Origin of the sequence: Enterococcus sp. DIV1279b, assembly GCF_050531515.1 — a bacterium.
In the GTDB taxonomy this organism is placed as follows: Bacteria; Bacillota; Bacilli; order Lactobacillales; family Enterococcaceae; genus Enterococcus_D; species Enterococcus_D casseliflavus.
The window spans coordinates 2,480,203-2,496,358 of sequence record NZ_CP172891.1 but is presented as its reverse complement, the minus strand read 5'-3'; the positions used below and the strand labels follow the sequence as shown (position 1 = coordinate 2,496,358).

Annotated in this window: 15 protein-coding genes; 8 read left to right on the top strand and 7 right to left on the bottom strand. The window is 41.4% G+C overall.

The window, feature by feature from the left end; genetic code table 11:
• Positions 1–13: 13 nt before the first annotated feature.
• From IGI71_RS11715 to IGI71_RS11700, 4 genes are all read right to left on the bottom strand, one after another.
• Positions 14–820 carry an ABC transporter ATP-binding protein gene (locus IGI71_RS11715; protein ID WP_005237149.1) on the bottom strand — a complete coding sequence of 269 codons (807 nt, stop codon included), beginning with the start codon at positions 818–820 and terminating at the stop codon, positions 14–16.
• Positions 820–1,740 (bottom strand): ABC transporter permease, encoded by a 921-nt coding sequence (locus tag IGI71_RS11710; RefSeq protein ID WP_005229245.1) that lies wholly within the window; start codon positions 1,738–1,740, stop codon positions 820–822. Before IGI71_RS11710 ends, IGI71_RS11715 begins: the two co-directional genes overlap by 1 nt.
• A 29-nt stretch (positions 1,741–1,769) precedes the next feature.
• Positions 1,770–2,747, bottom strand: a complete 978-nt coding sequence (locus IGI71_RS11705; protein WP_151195644.1) for an ABC transporter substrate-binding protein — start codon at positions 2,745–2,747, stop codon at positions 1,770–1,772.
• 498 nt (positions 2,748–3,245) lie between these two features.
• Positions 3,246–4,406 carry a hydroxymethylglutaryl-CoA synthase gene (locus IGI71_RS11700; protein ID WP_074536687.1) on the bottom strand — a complete coding sequence of 387 codons (1,161 nt, stop codon included), beginning with the start codon at positions 4,404–4,406 and terminating at the stop codon, positions 3,246–3,248.
• 192 nt (positions 4,407–4,598) lie between these two features.
• Between IGI71_RS11700 and IGI71_RS11695 the strand changes: the two genes are divergently transcribed.
• From IGI71_RS11695 to IGI71_RS11660, 8 genes are all read left to right on the top strand, one after another.
• Positions 4,599–7,073: a hydroxymethylglutaryl-CoA reductase, degradative gene (locus tag IGI71_RS11695; RefSeq protein WP_231473489.1), complete on the top strand. Its 2,475-nt coding sequence runs from the start codon at positions 4,599–4,601 to the stop codon at positions 7,071–7,073.
• A 298-nt stretch (positions 7,074–7,371) separates the two neighbouring features.
• Entirely contained in the window at positions 7,372–9,420 is a 2,049-nt protein-coding gene (locus tag IGI71_RS11690) for a BglG family transcription antiterminator (protein WP_430615747.1), read from the top strand.
• A 10-nt stretch (positions 9,421–9,430) separates the two neighbouring features.
• Complete coding sequence (locus IGI71_RS11685; protein WP_060792350.1) at positions 9,431–10,048, top strand: bifunctional 4-hydroxy-2-oxoglutarate aldolase/2-dehydro-3-deoxy-phosphogluconate aldolase; 618 nt, start codon at positions 9,431–9,433, stop codon at positions 10,046–10,048.
• A gap of 12 nt (positions 10,049–10,060) precedes the next feature.
• On the top strand, positions 10,061–10,519 hold the full coding sequence (locus IGI71_RS11680) for a PTS sugar transporter subunit IIA (RefSeq protein ID WP_005229265.1): 459 nt from the start codon (positions 10,061–10,063) through the stop codon (positions 10,517–10,519).
• Between the two features lie 19 nt (positions 10,520–10,538).
• Positions 10,539–10,817, top strand: a complete 279-nt coding sequence (locus IGI71_RS11675) for a PTS sugar transporter subunit IIB (protein ID WP_005229267.1) — start codon at positions 10,539–10,541, stop codon at positions 10,815–10,817.
• A 21-nt stretch (positions 10,818–10,838) separates the two neighbouring features.
• Positions 10,839–12,194 carry a PTS galactitol transporter subunit IIC gene (locus tag IGI71_RS11670; RefSeq protein ID WP_333718633.1) on the top strand — a complete coding sequence of 452 codons (1,356 nt, stop codon included), beginning with the start codon at positions 10,839–10,841 and terminating at the stop codon, positions 12,192–12,194.
• A 30-nt stretch (positions 12,195–12,224) separates the two neighbouring features.
• Positions 12,225–13,373, top strand: a complete 1,149-nt coding sequence (dgoD, locus tag IGI71_RS11665) for a galactonate dehydratase (protein WP_430615746.1) — start codon at positions 12,225–12,227, stop codon at positions 13,371–13,373.
• Between the two features lie 18 nt (positions 13,374–13,391).
• A complete protein-coding gene (locus tag IGI71_RS11660) occupies positions 13,392–13,886 on the top strand; it encodes a hypothetical protein (protein ID WP_430615745.1) in 495 nt (164 codons plus the stop codon).
• Between the two features lie 143 nt (positions 13,887–14,029).
• Here IGI71_RS11660 and IGI71_RS11655 read toward each other — a convergent pair whose 3' ends face one another.
• The 3 genes from IGI71_RS11655 to IGI71_RS11645 form a co-directional block, all read right to left on the bottom strand.
• Positions 14,030–14,749 carry a hypothetical protein gene (locus IGI71_RS11655; RefSeq protein ID WP_231435162.1) on the bottom strand — a complete coding sequence of 240 codons (720 nt, stop codon included), beginning with the start codon at positions 14,747–14,749 and terminating at the stop codon, positions 14,030–14,032.
• A 114-nt stretch (positions 14,750–14,863) separates the two neighbouring features.
• A complete protein-coding gene (locus IGI71_RS11650) occupies positions 14,864–15,145 on the bottom strand; it encodes a hypothetical protein (RefSeq protein WP_015510084.1) in 282 nt (93 codons plus the stop codon).
• Positions 15,146–15,171: 26 nt separating this feature from the next.
• The gene (locus IGI71_RS11645) at positions 15,172–16,017 is read right to left on the bottom strand and encodes an aldo/keto reductase (protein WP_376717225.1); all 846 of its coding nucleotides are present in this window, start codon (positions 16,015–16,017) and stop codon (positions 15,172–15,174) included.
• Positions 16,018–16,156 lie beyond the last annotated feature (139 nt).

Sequence of the window (16,156 nt, the reverse complement as noted above, 5' to 3'; positions counted from 1 at the left end):
CCTTTTTTGCTTATTAAGAGCGTAAGAGCAGTTGGTCATCTTTCAACTCAGCACCACTATTTTGATGGAACATTTCCATCAATTCAGGGACCGTCAAATGCTGCTTTTGCTCACCGGCAATGTCTACGACGATCTTGCCTTGATGAAGCATGATCAGGCGATTGCCGTAACGAATGGCATCTTCCATGTCATGAGTGACCATGAAAGCCGTCAACTGTTGGGACCGAATCAACTGATCAGTCAATGCCATGACCGTCAATGAGGTCTTAGGATCAAGGGCCGCGGTATGTTCATCTAATAAAATCAATTTAGGCTGTTGCAATGTCGCCATCAAGAGGGTAATCGCTTGACGCTGTCCGCCTGATAACAAACCGATCTCGGCAGAAAGTCGATTTTCTAAGCCTAAGTTTAGGCTGGCTAACTTCTCTTGGAAAAACGCGCGGTTTTTCGCTTTGACGCCTGTCGCAAATCCGCGGACTTGGCCGCGCTTGTAAGCCAATGCTAAATTTTCTTCAACGGTCAAACGAACCGCGGTCCCCATACGTGGATCTTGAAAGACTCGGCTAATATCCTTTGACCGTTTTGTCACGGATAAACGGGTAATGTCTTTCCCATCTAAGGTGATTTTTCCTTGTTCTGTTGGGATCGTTCCTGCAATACTGTTTAAGAGGGTCGATTTTCCAGCACCATTGCCACCGATGATCGTAATAAAATCTCCGGCGTTCATCGTCAGGTCAATGCCTCGCAAGACATGGTTTTCATTGATTGTTCCTTTTTCAAAGGTTTGGTGTAGATTCTCGATTGTTAAGACTGAAGTCATTAGGATTGGCCTCCTTTGGTTTTTGGCAGCATCTTTTTAAGTCCTAGTTTTGAACGAAGCTGCGGTAAGGAGAGGCAGATGACTAAGACGATTGCAGATGCCAATTTGATATCGTTGGCCTCGACATTGAATTCGAATACGACGGCCAAGATAAAGCGATAAACGATTGCCCCGATCACGATGGTGATCAATCGCAAAAGCAAAGATTTATTGGCAAATAAAACTTCTGCAATAATGATTGATGCTAAACCGATCACGATCGTACCGATCCCTGAGTTCAAATCAGCGAAGCCGTTGTTTTGGGCTAAGAGGGCACCAGAGAGGGCGATACAGCCGTTAGAGATCATATAGCCGATAATCTTCATGTTATCAGTGTTGATGCCGTTGGCCTCGCTCATAGCTAAATTGTCGCCCGTCGCTCGCAACGCTAAGCCGATCTCTGTACGGAAAAAGAGGAACAAGCACAAAATGACGATTGCCGCGAAGAGAAAGCCTGCAAGAATCACGGCATTGTTTTTGGTCAGTCCCATGGCTTGAAATTGGGTGAAGACCGTGTCTTGCCCCAGCAAGGCGATGTTGGGAGCACCCATCACACGATTTGTGATGGAATACAGTCCAGTCATCGTGATGATCCCCGCCAATAAGGCAGGGATTTTTAGTTTTGTGTGCAGCAGACCAGATACTAAGCCGGCTACCATGCCGCCGCCAAAGCCCATCAGACTCGCTAAAATAGGCGAGAGACCATTCGTAATACTGATTGCTGCGATCCCAGCGCCTAAGGGGAAACTCCCTTCTGCAGTTAAATCAGCGATATCTAAAATACGGAAGGTTAAAAATACACCAATCGCCAGCAATGCCCAAAGGATCCCTTGAGAGGTGGCAGATTGTAGTAAGAGCAAGAATGTGTCGACTAAATTCATATGATTTCCTCAAATCTAAGTTAGTATGGTTATTCTGGTGCAGTGATGCTGGTAGGATCAATCCCTAAAGCAGCAGCCATCTCTTCATTGACGACTAACTCTAAATTATCCGCTGTTTCAACGGGCGTCGTTGCTGGCTCTGCATCGCCATCCAAAATTTTCGCTGCTAGTTTCCCTGTTTGAATGCCAAGGGATTTATAATCAATACCGTAAGTTGCTAGGGCACCATCATCGACTTGTTCTACGGAACCAGCGACGATCGGTGTTTTGGTTTCTTTGGCAACTTCGCCGACGATTGCAGCAGCAGAGGCAAAGGTATTATCTGTTGGAACATAAATGCCGTCAACATCTTTTGCAAGGCTGGTGGTTACTTGTTGCACATCATTGGTTGTATTGGCGGTCAATACTTTTACATCAACGCCCGCAGCTTTTAAGGCTTCTTCTGCCAAGTCAGCTTGGATTTTTGAATTGGCTTCACCTGCGTTATACATAATGCCGATCGTTTTGGCATCAGGCACGATGCTTAACAGCAAGTTGATCTGTTGCTCAATCGGCACCATGTCTGAAGTACCGGTGATGTTGCGACCAGGTTCTTCATTTGAATCGGCCAATTTCGCTCCAACTAAGTCAGTGACTGCGGTAACTACGATTGGGGTATCGGTGGTTTCATTTGCTAAAGATACAGCAGCAGGGGTGGCAATACCTAATAAAAGATCTGGTGAGGCATTCACTAGGCGTTCGCTCATACTTTTTAAATTATCTTGGCTGTTTTGCGCATTTTGGTATTCGATCGTCAGGTTTTCACCTTCTGTGTAGCCCGCTTCTGCTAAGCCTTCTTTGAACCCTTCATAGGCGGCATTCAAGGAGCCGTGTTCCACGAGTTGTAAAACACCGACTGTTTTTGTTCCATCGTTTTCCTCCGAAGCATTGTTTGATTCGCCACAAGCTGCTAATGCCAGCAAGGAAGCCGTAAGTAACCCAGTTGTGATCCATTTTTTCATTTTCATTGTAACTCCTCCTATAAACGTTTCTTTTTTAATTGGGGTTTACCTGAACAAAAAAATCCATTCAGACAATCGTCTAAATGGATTCGATCCTATACCAAGCGTAAACGTATATTGGCAACCATTTAGAAGATTTTCTACATGGCTGCAAGTTCAAGTTAAAATGCTTTAGCCATCATAGATACAAACAAAACTCGTTTTTGGTTTGCATCCATAATGTGATATGAATACAAACTATCTAAAGTAGCTAAAGTAAAAGGTATTCAGTTGTGGGGATACGGTCGTGTTTAACATAAAAAGTTCCTCCAAACTTGAATTGATTTTAGTATAGACAAAAAAAAGCGGACTGTCAAATGTTTTTCCTGAATTATCTGAAAATTTTTGAATAACACGCAGAAAATATTTGGAAAACAAGTTTTGTTTCAATCATTTTCAAAGAAAGAAAAAAACTTTGTTCCTTCAAGCTTTTTAGCTAAAAAAGAAGCAAAGTTTTTTTCAGGGTCATTCGTTTTCTTCTTTATAATAACGAATGGTATTTTTGATTTCACGAATACTATAAAGCAGATCATCTTCGAAGGATTGATCTTGATCGATATCGATCGTCTCATTGAACATCGCTTCGTATTCAGCGATCGTTAGCTTTTGACGGTCATCGAGCAACGCTTGGTGTGCCGCTTGCGCCAACTGTTTTTCATAGCCAGGTACCAACAAGCCGCTGAAAAATTCAGCAACCGCTCCTGATCCGTAGCTAAATAATCCGATTCGATCATTTGCTTGGAGGCTAGAGGAATTTTCCAATAAAGAGATCAAGCCCAGATACAGTGAACCCGTATACAAGTTGCCGGTACGACGGCTGTAAACGATCGATTCTTCATAGCGAGCCATCAGGCGTTTTTGTTCTGTTTCATCTTCTTCGGCAAAAACAGCCAACAAGGCTTTTTTACCCATTTTTGTATAAGGGATATGGAAGCTCAAAGCCGCATAATCTTTTGCTGTCCGCTGATTTTTTTCGCAATGGGCTTGCCAAACTTGTTTGAAAGAATCGATATAAACGGCATTTGACAAATGACCATCTACCATTGGATATTGATGTCCTACTGGACGCCAAAAATCATAAATATCTTGCGTCAACATCAAATTATCATTTTCAAGCTGCAAAATTGCTGGATCCGCCGAGATCAACATAGCAACAGCGCCCACACCTTGAGTCGGCTCGCCACCAGAAGCTAAGCCATAACGGGCGATATCTGAAGCCACGACCAAAACTTTGCTTTGTGGATTGGCTTGTACATGGGCTTTGGCAAATTGTAAGCCCGCCGTTGCGCCGTAACACGCCTCTTTGATTTCAAAGGACCGTGCAAATGGCTGGATACCTAATAGGCGATGCAAAACCACTGCCGAAGCTTTTGATTCATCGATGCCAGATTCTGTTCCGACGATCACCATATCAATTGCTTGTAAATCTTCTTTCGTAAGGATATCTTTTGCCGCGTGCATGGCAAAGGTGACGATATCTTGTGTTTTTTTATTGACCGCCATTTGATCTTGACCGATCCCGATCGTAAATTTATTCGGGTCTACCTCTCGGGCGTGAGCTAGATCAACCATATCTATAAAATAGGGGGGGACAAAAAAATTTATTTTATCAATACCAACGTTCATTCCGTCGCTCCTTTATGTTCTACATACTTAGTAGGCTACACGTTCTAAGGTATCATATTTTTTGAAAAAAATGAAAAAGAATTGATTAGAATTTAAACTTTATTAAAGAAAGTAGAAAAGGGTGCGACAACCGAATGTGGGGTATTCTTTTTTGGAGGATTTAATGATATATTTCAAGAGGAGGTGACGTACGTGGAAGAAGTTGTCATTATCGACGCACTAAGAACGCCAATTGGCAAATACTATGGGTCATTAAAAGAATATACAGCGGTAGAATTAGGAACAGTCGCTGCAAAAGCCTTGTTGGCAAGAAACCAACAAGCAAAAGAACATATCGCACAAGTGATTATCGGAAATGTGCTACAAGCAGGCAGTGGTCAAAATCCAGGACGCCAAGTTTCCTTGCAAAGTGGGCTTTCCTCAGATATTCCAGCCTCAACGATCAACGAAGTATGTGGTTCGGGAATGAAAGCGATTCTAATGGGGATGGAGCAAATTCAATTGAACAAGGCATCCGTCGTATTGACTGGTGGGATTGAAAGTATGACGAATGCGCCGCTCTTTAGTTATTATAACAAGGCGGAAGATCAGTATTCAGCTCCGGTGTCAACAATGATGCATGACGGATTAACAGATGCATTCAGTAGCAAGCCGATGGGACTGACGGCTGAGACGGTAGCAGAAAGATACGGGATCACTCGCAAAGAGCAAGATGAGTTTGCCTACCACTCCCAAATGAAAGCTGCCAAAGCGCAAGCAGCAAAGAAATTTGATCAAGAGATCGTGCCGTTGACTGAAAAATCGGCGACCGTTCTTCAGGACGAAGGCATTCGCGCCGCTACGACAGTCGAAAAATTAGCTGAATTAAAAACAGTTTTCAAAAAAGACGGTACGGTGACTGCTGGGAACGCCTCAACCATCAATGATGGGGCGGCCATGGTCTTGATCGCGTCAAAAAGCTATTGTGAAGAGCATCAGATTCCTTATCTGGCAGTGATCAAAGAGATCGTCGAAGTCGGTTTCGCCCCAGAGATCATGGGAATCTCACCAATCAAAGCAATCGATACGTTACTGAAAAAGCAAGCACTGACGATTGAAGATATCGGTATTTTTGAGATCAATGAAGCCTTTGCAGCTTCTTCGATCGTAGTAGAACGTGAACTTGGTTTGGATCCGAAGAAAGTCAACCGATACGGCGGGGGCATTTCACTGGGACATGCCATTGGAGCGACTGGCGCGCGGATCGCAACGACCGTCGCTTATCAGCTAAAAGACACCCAAGAGCGCTATGGAATCGCCTCTTTGTGTGTCGGTGGCGGATTAGGGCTAGCGATGCTGTTAGAAAATCCTTCGGCGACAGCAAGTCAAACGAATTTTGATGAAGAGTCGGCATCAGAAAAAACAGAAAAAAAAAAGTTCTACGCCCTCGCGCCTAATGAACGATTAGCCTTTCTTGAAGCACAAGGAGCGATCACAGCAGCAGAATCCTTGGTTTTTCAAGAAATGACGCTAAACAAGGAAACTGCTAATCACTTGATCGAAAACCAAATCAGTGAAGTAGAGATCCCGTTAGGCGTAGGGCTGAACCTGCAAGTGAATGGCAAAGCATACAATGTCCCGTTAGCCACAGAAGAACCCTCGGTGATCGCAGCGATGAGCAATGGAGCAAAAATGGCTGGGCCCATTACGACGACCAGTCAAGAACGTTTGCTTCGAGGCCAGATCGTCTTTATGGATGTTCAGGATCCGGAAGCGATTTTGGCAAAAGTTGAATCCGAGCAAGCAACGATCTTTGCAGTGGCGAATGAGACGTATCCTTCCATCGTGAAACGCGGCGGTGGATTGCGAAGAGTGATCGGTCGGAACTTCTCGCCAGCAGAATCTGACTTAGCAACCGCTTATGTGTCGATCGATTTAATGGTTGATGTCAAAGATGCGATGGGCGCCAATATCATCAATTCGATTTTAGAAGGAGTGGCAGAGCTTTTTCGCAAATGGTTCCCAGAAGTAGAAATTCTCTTTAGTATTTTAAGCAATCTCGCTACGGAATCGTTAGTAACAGCCACTTGCTCGGTGCCTTTTGACAAATTGTGCAAGAACGGGAATGGCAGACAAGTTGCCGAAAAAATTGTTCATGCAGCTGATTTTGCCAAGATCGATCCATATCGTGCCGCTACCCATAACAAAGGGATCATGAATGGCGTTGAAGCGCTGATTTTGGCTACCGGAAACGACACTCGCGCCGTTTCTGCCGCTTGTCATGGCTATGCTGCCCGTAATGGCCGCATGCAAGGGTTGACTTCCTGGGCAATCGTAGAAGACCGTTTGATTGGTAGTATCACACTGCCGTTGGCGATCGCCACAGTCGGGGGTGCCACAAAAGTATTGCCAAAAGCCCAAGCGGCGTTGGCATTGACTGGTGTTGAAACGGCGAGTGAGTTAGCTTCGCTGGCGGCAAGTGTCGGGTTGGTTCAGAATCTGGCAGCGTTGCGGGCATTGGTTTCAGAAGGTATCCAGCAAGGCCATATGAGCATGCAAGCTCGTTCATTAGCTATTTCAGTTGGGGCAAAAGGAACCGAGATTGAACAGCTGGCAGCTAAGCTACGAGCTGCGACTCAAATGAACCAAGAGCAAGCCCGTAAATTTTTAACCGAAATACGCAATTAAAAAAGGTTCTCTAGTTTTTAAAACTTTTTATCCTAAACAATAAATGGAAAGGTCGAATCCCCTTATTAAAGGGAGTTCGTCCTTTTTTTGTTTTGGAGATAATAATGCAATAGATAAAAAATCTTGCTGTACTTTTGCTGATAGAGGACTTTTTTTATTTGTCGGTTCCAAGCAGCGATTTATCAAACATAGTTTTACTAGGACAAAAAGAAAAAACAACTATGACAAAAAACGCTTTCAATTATACATCTTTTTACGAAGAATCAAAGCTATAATGATTTCATCAGGAGGGAATCAAATGAATGAACGGATCCGAAGAATTCTCACACGATTGGTAAAAAAACCCGAGACAAAGATGGCAGAGTTAACCACATCACTTTCTTTAACAAGAAGACAGATTAATTATTCCATTAAGCAATTTAATGAGGAGTTACTTGAAAACGGTTTGCCTCAAATCAGGCGTAACCATATGGGAGATTTTATTATTCCTTTAGAAGTGTTACGAATGATTTCTATTGAACAAAATAAAGAAGATTCTTCTGCCATGGTTACTATTTTCTCTGAATATGAGCGGATTGCCATCATGTTAAGTTATTTATGTACTAATACCGATTACATTGGTATGGATCATTTTACACAGCTCTTATCGGTAAGTCGCAATACGATTCAAGAAGATTTAAAGAAAGCGAAGCAGTTTGTTAGCAAATACGCCCTGTCCATTCACTATGATCGTCAAAGCGGTTATCAACTGCAAGGATTGGAAAGGAGAATCTTACAACTGCTCTCTGATTTAATTAATCAGCATTCATTATTTCGTCTTGATGATATTAAAGGAAAATTGGCACCGACTATTCCCGAAGAAGAGGTTGTTCATTTGATACACAACATGGAGCAATTGCTTCATTTAAGGTACTCAGATGAATCTATTGATTATCTGCAATCAGCTGTAAGAATGACCTTGCAACGTGCAACTTCACCGATTGCTTCAAAAGATGAAATGGTACAAATAGAGATTCGAAAAACTCCAGAATATAAAGTTCTGACTATTTTGCTTCAAGATACACCTTGGTCCAGCATGTCTCCTAACTATCTTTCTTGGCTAGCTCTGCTATTTTTAACATCTAATATTTTTGAACGTAAGACGACTCAAGTATTTGATTCAGATAGTGAATTAAGATGTTTGATCAGTGAAATGGTTACAAGTTTTCAAAACCAAACACTAATTATGATTGAAGATAGAGAGGCATTTGAACGTCGGATTTTGGGCCATCTGCGTCCAGCGTGTTTTCGTATAAAATACAATTTGAGCTTGGGCATGTACTCCCTTGATAGCTTAGTTCAAGATAGCAACCATGCAATTTTGAAGGATCTTATGAAGGAGCTGATTGTTCCCACAGAAAACTGGTTAGGCCGAGCGTTTCCAAATGATGAGTTGGCACTTCTATCTTATTACTTTGGTTTTCAATTAATGAGTCCTCGTCAAATAGCAGCGCAATTACCAAGGGCAGTAGTTGTCTGTGCAAATGGGGTTATGGTTTCAAAACTGATGCGAGAAAATTTAAAAAAACTATTTCCCGAGTTACATTTTTTAGCTTCATTTTCAGTAAGAGATTTTTATAAATTTGGAACGGATTATGACTTGGTTTTTACAACTACTGCATTAAACAGTGAATTACCGCAATTTATTATTGATCCTATCATGACTTATAAGCAGCAGATCAGTCTGCGATACCGTGTGTTAAAAGAGTTAGGATTAAATGAAGTAGACCGCTCAGTTGATGAGTTGTTTTCGGTGATTCGCACATATGCTCAAGTAAATGATACGAAGCAACTAAGGGAAGAGTTAGAGTACTTTTTATTGAAGCAAAAGCAAGATTCACCTTCAGAAAATTTTAAAGCGTTACCATCATTGACTGATTATTTAAAACCCGATTTTATAAGAAGAACGTCAGAGAAGCTAACTTGGCAACAAGCAGTGAAATTTGCTTGCCATCCTTTGTTAGAAAATCAGATGATTACAGAGCTGTTTATTCAAGATTGTTTGGATCAAATCGAAGAACAAGGATACGCTGGGTATTTAGGGAGTCAAACGTGTATCCCGCATACAGCACCACAAAATGGCGTGTTAAAAGATGGGATAAGTCTATTGATTGCTGCTGAGCCAATCGCTTTTCCAAACGGTAAAAAAATCCATTTTATTTATCCATTATCGTTTTATGATTTGACGAAACATTTGAAAGCTGTGAATCAGTTAGCAGATATTAGTAATGATTCTACGTTTTTAAATCGTTTGAAGGAAAGCTCAGATACGAAAACAGCTTATCAGCTAATTAGACAAGTGACTTAGGAGGAAAACGATGAAAGTAGAAGATTACCCACGCTTTACAATTATTATGAGGGGTTACACATATGAACAAGCTTATGCAGTTTTAACGGCAATGAGTGGGCTTGAGAAAGAGTTTGCAGTTGAAATCACATTAAACACTTTAGGGGCTCTAGAACATATCAACAAGTTAAGCAAATTATTTGGTGAAACTATTCTCATTGGGGCAGGAACAGTAAGAACGTTACCTGACGCCCAAAAAGCCGTCGCAGCTGGGGCTCGTTTTTTATTAGGTCCCCATCGTTTTACGAAGCAAATAATGGATTTTGCAAGGAAAGAGCAAGTGCTCTCAGTACCGGCGGCAATGAGCCCTTCTGAGATCAATGAGATGTTTACAGATGGAGCGGATATCGTTAAAGTTTTCCCCGCTGCAGTTGTGACACCACGCTTTTTCACAGATGTGCAAGCTCCATTGGGCAAGCTACCTTTGATGGGTGTTGGTGGAATTTCGATTTCTAACGCCAAGGAATATTTTGACCATGGAGCGAGTTATCTTGGTTTAGGTTCCAATCTTTTTCAATCGCAAGACTTGCAAGCTGCTGACCCAGCAAAACTAGCGCTATCACTACAGAAATTAGCGACAGAGATTTAAGGAGGAAAACAAATGGAATTGCAACTGAACGAAGAACTAGTATTTCGAAATATAAAAGCAGGCAGTGATAAAGAAGTCCTTGCTTTTTTAGCGAATGAACTATACCAACGAGGCTATGTCAAAGAAGATTATATCGAAGCAATACAGTTACGCGAGTCCGAATATCCAACCGGTTTACCTTCGACACAGCCCGGTGTAGCAATTCCTCATGCAAATTTTGATTTGGTCAATCAAACAACTTTGGCGATTGCAACCTTAGAAACAGCTGTAGGGTTTCGCAATATGGAAGATAATCAAGTCATTTTACCTACTAAAATCGTTATCATGATGGCCATCGGTGAACCGCACGGCCAAGTGGAGATGTTACAAAAGATTGTCAGTATTATTCAAGATGAGCCACTTCGTGAACAAATGACGGCGGCGAATTCGGATCTAAAATTGCTGACATTATTAAAAAAGGCGATAGCCTAAAAAATAGGAGGAAATGAAAATGAAAAGAATTTTAATTGCTTGTGGGAATGGGATTGCGACTTCAACCGTAGTAGCATCAAAAGTGAAGGATTATCTGAATGAACATGGAGTTGAGGCTTCCACAACCCAAACCAAACTGATGGAAGTACCTAGTAAAGTTCAAGACTATGACTTGTTAGTGACAACTGGTCAATTTGAAGGTCAGACTGGTGAAGTTCCTGTGGTAAAGGGAATGCCTATTTTAACGGGAATTGGTTCTGAACAAACTATGGAAGAAATTTTGAATTATTTAAAATAAAAAATTTAAGGAGAAAAAAGAATGAATTATGTAATGAATGTATTCAATTTCTTTATTGACGCTGGTCCTACAGTGATGCTTCCTGTCATTATTACAATTATCGGCATGATTTTCGGTTTGAAAATCTCAAGAGCATTTAAGTCTGGGCTAACACTAGGAATCGGATTTGCAGGGATTCGTCTGATTCTGGATTTTATGACAACCAATGTCGGACCAGCAGCCCGTGCTATGGTAGAGCGGACCGGCGTACAGCTGGATGCCTTGGACGTAGGATGGGGCTCAATCGCGGCGGTTACTTGGGCATCTCCAATTATTGCACTGCTTATATTTGCTATATTGATCGTTAATATCATCTTGTTGGTTCTCAAAAGAACTCAAACGTTGGATGTTGATATTTGGAATTATCATCATATGGCTATTGTTGGTGTAATGGTTTATTTTGTGACTAAGAACGTAGCGTTAGGTGTGGGCGCATCAGTTGTAATGGCAATTGTCACATTTAAAATGTCTGATTGGTCACAGCCTTTGGTTGAAGATTTTTTTGGAATTCCAGGGGTTTCATTACCCACGGTTTCAGCCTTATCTTCTTTAGTAATTGCATGGCCGTTAAACTGGCTTTTAGACCGCATTCCTCTTTTTCGAAATTCCAAGTTTACCATTAAGGATGCACAAAAATATTTGGGCTTCTTTGGGGACTCTATGATTATGGGCGGTGTCATAGGTATCGCAATCGGCTTTTTAGCTGGCTATGATATCACTCAGATTCTTCAATTAGGGGTTATTATGTCTGCTGTCCTTGTTCTGATACCAAAAATGACCTCTCTTTTTATGGAAGGATTAATGCCTATTTCAGACGCAGCGCAAAAATGGTCTCAAAAGAAATTTAAAGGTCGCCGTTTATTTATTGGACTAGATGCAGCGGTTGTTGTGGGCAATCCAGATGTTATAACAACTGCACTGATTATTATTCCTTTAACAATTGCTATGGCTTTGGTCTTACCCGGAAATCGTGTGTTACCATTTGCCGATTTAGCTGTAGTTCCATTTCGAGTAGCAATGGTTGTTGCATTGACTAGAGGAAACTTGCTGAAAAACATTATTATCGGTTTAGTTGTCACAGCCTCTTTGCTTTGGTGTGGAACAGTCACTTCACCTATTCTAACCGAAATAGCCAAACAGGTAGGGATTGATCTTGGGTCCAGTGCCATGCTTATTTCTTCTTTTGCAGCAACTTCAATGATTCAAAGTTACCTGGTTTTCATTGCATTCACCTATGAACCGATGATTGGTATTCCAGTTCTTCTTCTAGGATTTGGCGGTGTATGGTATTTCTTTGAAGGAATCAAAAAAATTAATCGTGAAGCAGCAATTGAATAAAATATTGTCGAAAAAGAGGAGTAGATTGTTTTGAAAATTTCTAAAATTACAGTATATAAAGTAAAACCCCGCTGGATTTTTGTAAAATTGTCAACAGATGAAGGAATCGATGGCTGGGGAGAGATGATTTCTGGAACAAAAACCGAAACAGTTGTTGCAGGAGCTTATGAGGTAGGGGAAAGATTTCTGTTAGGACAAAACCCGTTTGAGATTGAGCGATTGTTCCAAGAAATGCACCGATCTTTCTTTCGTGGCGGTCCCATACATGGAACAATCGTTTCTGGTCTAGAGATGGCTTTGTGGGATATTAAAGGAAAAGCATTGAATGTTCCTATCTACGAACTATTAGGCGGTGCTGCTCGTGACAGAATCAAAGTATATTCTTGGATCGGCGGTGATCGTCCGGATGATGTCGCAGAGCAAGCACAAGATCGTGTTGACCGTGGGTTTACTGCAGTTAAAATGAACGCAACAGAGGAACTGCACTATATTGACTCTTATGTAAAGATAGAGGAAGTGGTGGAACGTGTCGCTTCGATTAGGGAACGCTTTGGTAATAAATTGGATATTGGAATTGATTTTCATGGGAGAGTCCACAAGCCGATGGCAAAAGTTTCAGCGAAGGCATTAGAACCTTATCATCCAATGTTTTTAGAAGAAGTTGTTCTTCCTGAGAATGAGGAACATTTTAAAGAAGTTGCCCAGCTTGTGGCAACGCCTTTAGCCACTGGGGAGAGACTGTATACTCGCTGGCAGTTTAAAACACTTTTTCAGCAAGGAGCAATAGATGTGATCCAGCCTGATGTGGCATTATGTGGAGGGATCATGGAAATGCGAAAAATAGCTGCCATGGCTGAAGCTTATGACGTGGCTGTTGCCCCGCACGCACCATATGGTCCCGTTGCTTTAGCAGCAACACTGCAAGTTGATTCTTGTACCCCAAATGTTTTTATTCAAGAGCAAAGCTTAGGAATCCATTACAATAAAGGCTTTGATCTGTTAGATTTTGTGAAAAACAAAGAAGTATTTCAGTATAAGGATGGCTATGTAGAATTACCAAGTAAGCCCGGTTTAGGGTTGGAGATGGATGAAGATAGAGTTAGAGATATTTCACAAGAAGGGTTGGTTTGGACCAATCCTAAATGGAAGAACTATGATGGCACTATTGCAGAATGGTAGTCTGAAAGGAAGTTATTCATGGCGGAAGCAATTATGATCAACTTATTTTTACTCGTTCTGTTAGTGATGCAACTCAAAGAGCAGCGCAAAATTCTTTTGCAGGCAAAAGCGAGCTTTATAAAAAAGGCAACTGCTTTCATTCTGTCTGCGCTTCTTTTCGTCATTTTTTGGCCAGATCAGTTGAGTGACCAGTTGAAATTGTTTGCACTGATCGGCTTAGTCTGTTTAGTTGGTTTTTCAAAAGAAGGCTTAGGAGCAGATCAGCTGATCAAACTGGGTGTTTTAAAAGGTGAATATGATCAATATACCGCAATAGAGATTGAACAAACAGTAAATAATCAAACTTTTGTAACCTTTTATAAAAGCAAAAATAGCCGCTTCTCGCTTTTATTTTCAGAGTCACCGCAAATCTTGGCAGAGTACTTCAGTTTATTGAAGAAGGAAGAGAAGCTAGTGTTTAAGGAAGAAGGATTGACGCAAAAGAAGCAAAGGAATACTAAAGTATCCCATTAATTTCGTTTGTGGAGAAGGACAAATTTAATAAATTGTGGTAATCCTTACTGATTTTAAGCAAAGAGTAAAAATCAATCAGCTATATTTTTATTCACATCGTCGGGTTATAAAAAACTGGGAGAATGAACCATTCTCCCAGTTTTTTATCGTTTCGAAATCGCCGTGTGGGCATACGCCTCGATCAATGGAATGACTTCTAATTTTACTTTGTATTTGCGCTCTAGCGCAGTTTCGATGGTAAAAGTATCACTTTCTGTTTCAGAAATCGTTGCTAGAACACGATCTTCTTTCGGGGAAGCTTCGATCACGATCGTTTCTCCTGAAGATTGTTTGGCAGAAAATTTAGGGAATGCTGCGATTTTTTCAGCAAATGCTGAAAAAGTCATTGTGTTGTCAGCAGTATCAGCCATTGTTTCAGTTGCTTTTTCTACTTCTTTAGTTGATGCAGAGGTAGTCGGTGCAGCCGCTTCAGCTGGTGTTGATTCTTCCTTCACTTTCGCTGGTTCTTTTGCAGGAGCGGGTGCCGTACTTTCTTGCGGATTGGTCGGCAACCAGTAAGCAGCGATCTCATCGACTAAGTTATCGCTGAAACGATCAAGCAAACCAGCTTCTAAGCGTTGGATTCGTTTCACGACGATCTTGAAGTTCTCATCTAAAGGAACAGCGATTTTTTGTTCTTTTGGCGTTTCCTTCAACAATTCAATCAATAATTCCTCTTGGTTTTTAGGATTGATATACACAGTCGTCGGAAGGTCAAACTTATCTGCTGTTTTGCGCTCGATCGCTGTAAACAACTGTTGTCGAGCTGTTTCATAAGACGGGCGGAATTGTTGTTTCAATTTTGCTAATTGTTTCTTTTTCATAATCTTCTCCTCTCGATCACTATCGATTATAAGGAAAATTTGCAGAAAAGAACAGTGATTCTCATGAAAAAATACAAAAAAATTTATATACTTCCTGAAAAAACACCAACGCTGCTAAAAAAGCGGCGCTGGTGTTTCTACTAGATCATTGATTTGATGGTACTTGGGCATCAGGACCAAAAGGTCATTTTCTCCAGTTGCGACTAAGTAGTTTTCCCAAAGAAAAAAGCGTGGTTCCCCAGTAAGTTTCTCGGTCAGCATCTGCTGATAGTCGCTGGTCGTCCATTGACGTGCTGGAAAGTGTTGGACTTTGTCTGGCCAAACGAGAAAAACAAAATCAGCATGTAAGGCTTTTTGAACAGCAGGGGAGAGATGATTCAAATCAGTTTTTTTCATAGGCTTCTCCTTTATAGAGAGTGAAATTAAAACCCTGTCGTATCTGGATTGGTCGCTTTCCCAACCACACCATCTAATTGATCGATCGTTTTCATGTCCTCTTCAGATAGCTCAAAATCAAAGACGTGAATGTTTTCTTCGATCCGACTTGGTGTGACTGATTTTGGTAATGGCAAGAAACCATGTTGTAAAGACCAGCGTAATGCAACTTGAGCGATTGATTTTTGATGCTTTTCAGCTAATGTTTTCATTTCTGGTACATCAAAGATCTTCCCAGTACCTAATGGGCTGTATGCTTCAAGCAATACATCGTGTTCTTGGGAATAAGTCACGACTTCTTCTTGTAACTCGCCAGGTGCAAGGAAAATTTGATTGACCATTGGGAAGATAGTCGCTGTTTTTTTCAATTCTTCAAAATGATGTGGTAAGAAGTTGCTGACGCCGATCGCTTTGATTTTGCCTGCTTGATACAACTCTTCAAAAGCACGCCATGTTTCTGCGTTCGCTGTTTGCCAATTGTCGCGAAAAGCCACTGGATTTGGCCAATGGATCAAGAAAAGATCGATATAGTCTGTTTGTAATTTTTCTAAAGATTCTTCAAAAGAGGACATCACAAGATCATAAGAATGGTTCGCATTCCATAATTTTGTAGTCAAGAAAAGCTCTTCGCGGGGAATGCCGCTTTCTTTGATCGCTTGACCAACACTGGCTTCGTTTTTATAGCCTTGTGCTGTATCAATATGGCGGTAACCTACTTCTAGTGCTTTTTTGACTGATGCTACGGCAACGTCGCCGTCTGGTGTTTGCCATGTGCCAAAGCCTAGCTCAGGGATGGTCACATTGTTTGATAACGTATAGCTGTTCATGTTCATTCCTCCGTTTTCTGTGATACTTCTAGTTTAGCAGACGAGGCAGGAATTTCCAATGATTGCACCTTTTAAAAAGAAAGCGAATGTTGAAGGAAAATGCCGATTCGCTCTTGTCAGTTCGCCTATTTATTTTGTACACTAG

Excerpts from the sequence above, each read along its gene's own strand:
- IGI71_RS11715 (WP_005237149.1), bottom strand. The coding sequence starts at position 820 with ATGACTTCAGTCTTAACAATCGAGAATCTACACCAAACCTTTGAAAAA.
- IGI71_RS11710 (WP_005229245.1), bottom strand. The coding sequence starts at position 1,740 with ATGAATTTAGTCGACACATTCTTGCTCTTACTACAATCTGCCACCTCT.
- IGI71_RS11705 (WP_151195644.1), bottom strand. The coding sequence starts at position 2,747 with ATGAAAATGAAAAAATGGATCACAACTGGGTTACTTACGGCTTCCTTG.
- IGI71_RS11700 (WP_074536687.1), bottom strand. The coding sequence starts at position 4,406 with ATGAACGTTGGTATTGATAAAATAAATTTTTTTGTCCCCCCCTATTTT.
- IGI71_RS11690 (WP_430615747.1), top strand. The coding sequence starts at position 7,372 with ATGAATGAACGGATCCGAAGAATTCTCACACGATTGGTAAAAAAACCC.
- IGI71_RS11685 (WP_060792350.1), top strand. The coding sequence starts at position 9,431 with ATGAAAGTAGAAGATTACCCACGCTTTACAATTATTATGAGGGGTTAC.
- IGI71_RS11680 (WP_005229265.1), top strand. The coding sequence starts at position 10,061 with ATGGAATTGCAACTGAACGAAGAACTAGTATTTCGAAATATAAAAGCA.
- IGI71_RS11675 (WP_005229267.1), top strand. The coding sequence starts at position 10,539 with ATGAAAAGAATTTTAATTGCTTGTGGGAATGGGATTGCGACTTCAACC.
- IGI71_RS11670 (WP_333718633.1), top strand. The coding sequence starts at position 10,839 with ATGAATTATGTAATGAATGTATTCAATTTCTTTATTGACGCTGGTCCT.
- IGI71_RS11660 (WP_430615745.1), top strand. The coding sequence starts at position 13,392 with ATGGCGGAAGCAATTATGATCAACTTATTTTTACTCGTTCTGTTAGTG.
- IGI71_RS11655 (WP_231435162.1), bottom strand. The coding sequence starts at position 14,749 with ATGAAAAAGAAACAATTAGCAAAATTGAAACAACAATTCCGCCCGTCT.
- IGI71_RS11650 (WP_015510084.1), bottom strand. The coding sequence starts at position 15,145 with ATGAAAAAAACTGATTTGAATCATCTCTCCCCTGCTGTTCAAAAAGCC.
- IGI71_RS11645 (WP_376717225.1), bottom strand. The coding sequence starts at position 16,017 with ATGAACATGAACAGCTATACGTTATCAAACAATGTGACCATCCCTGAG.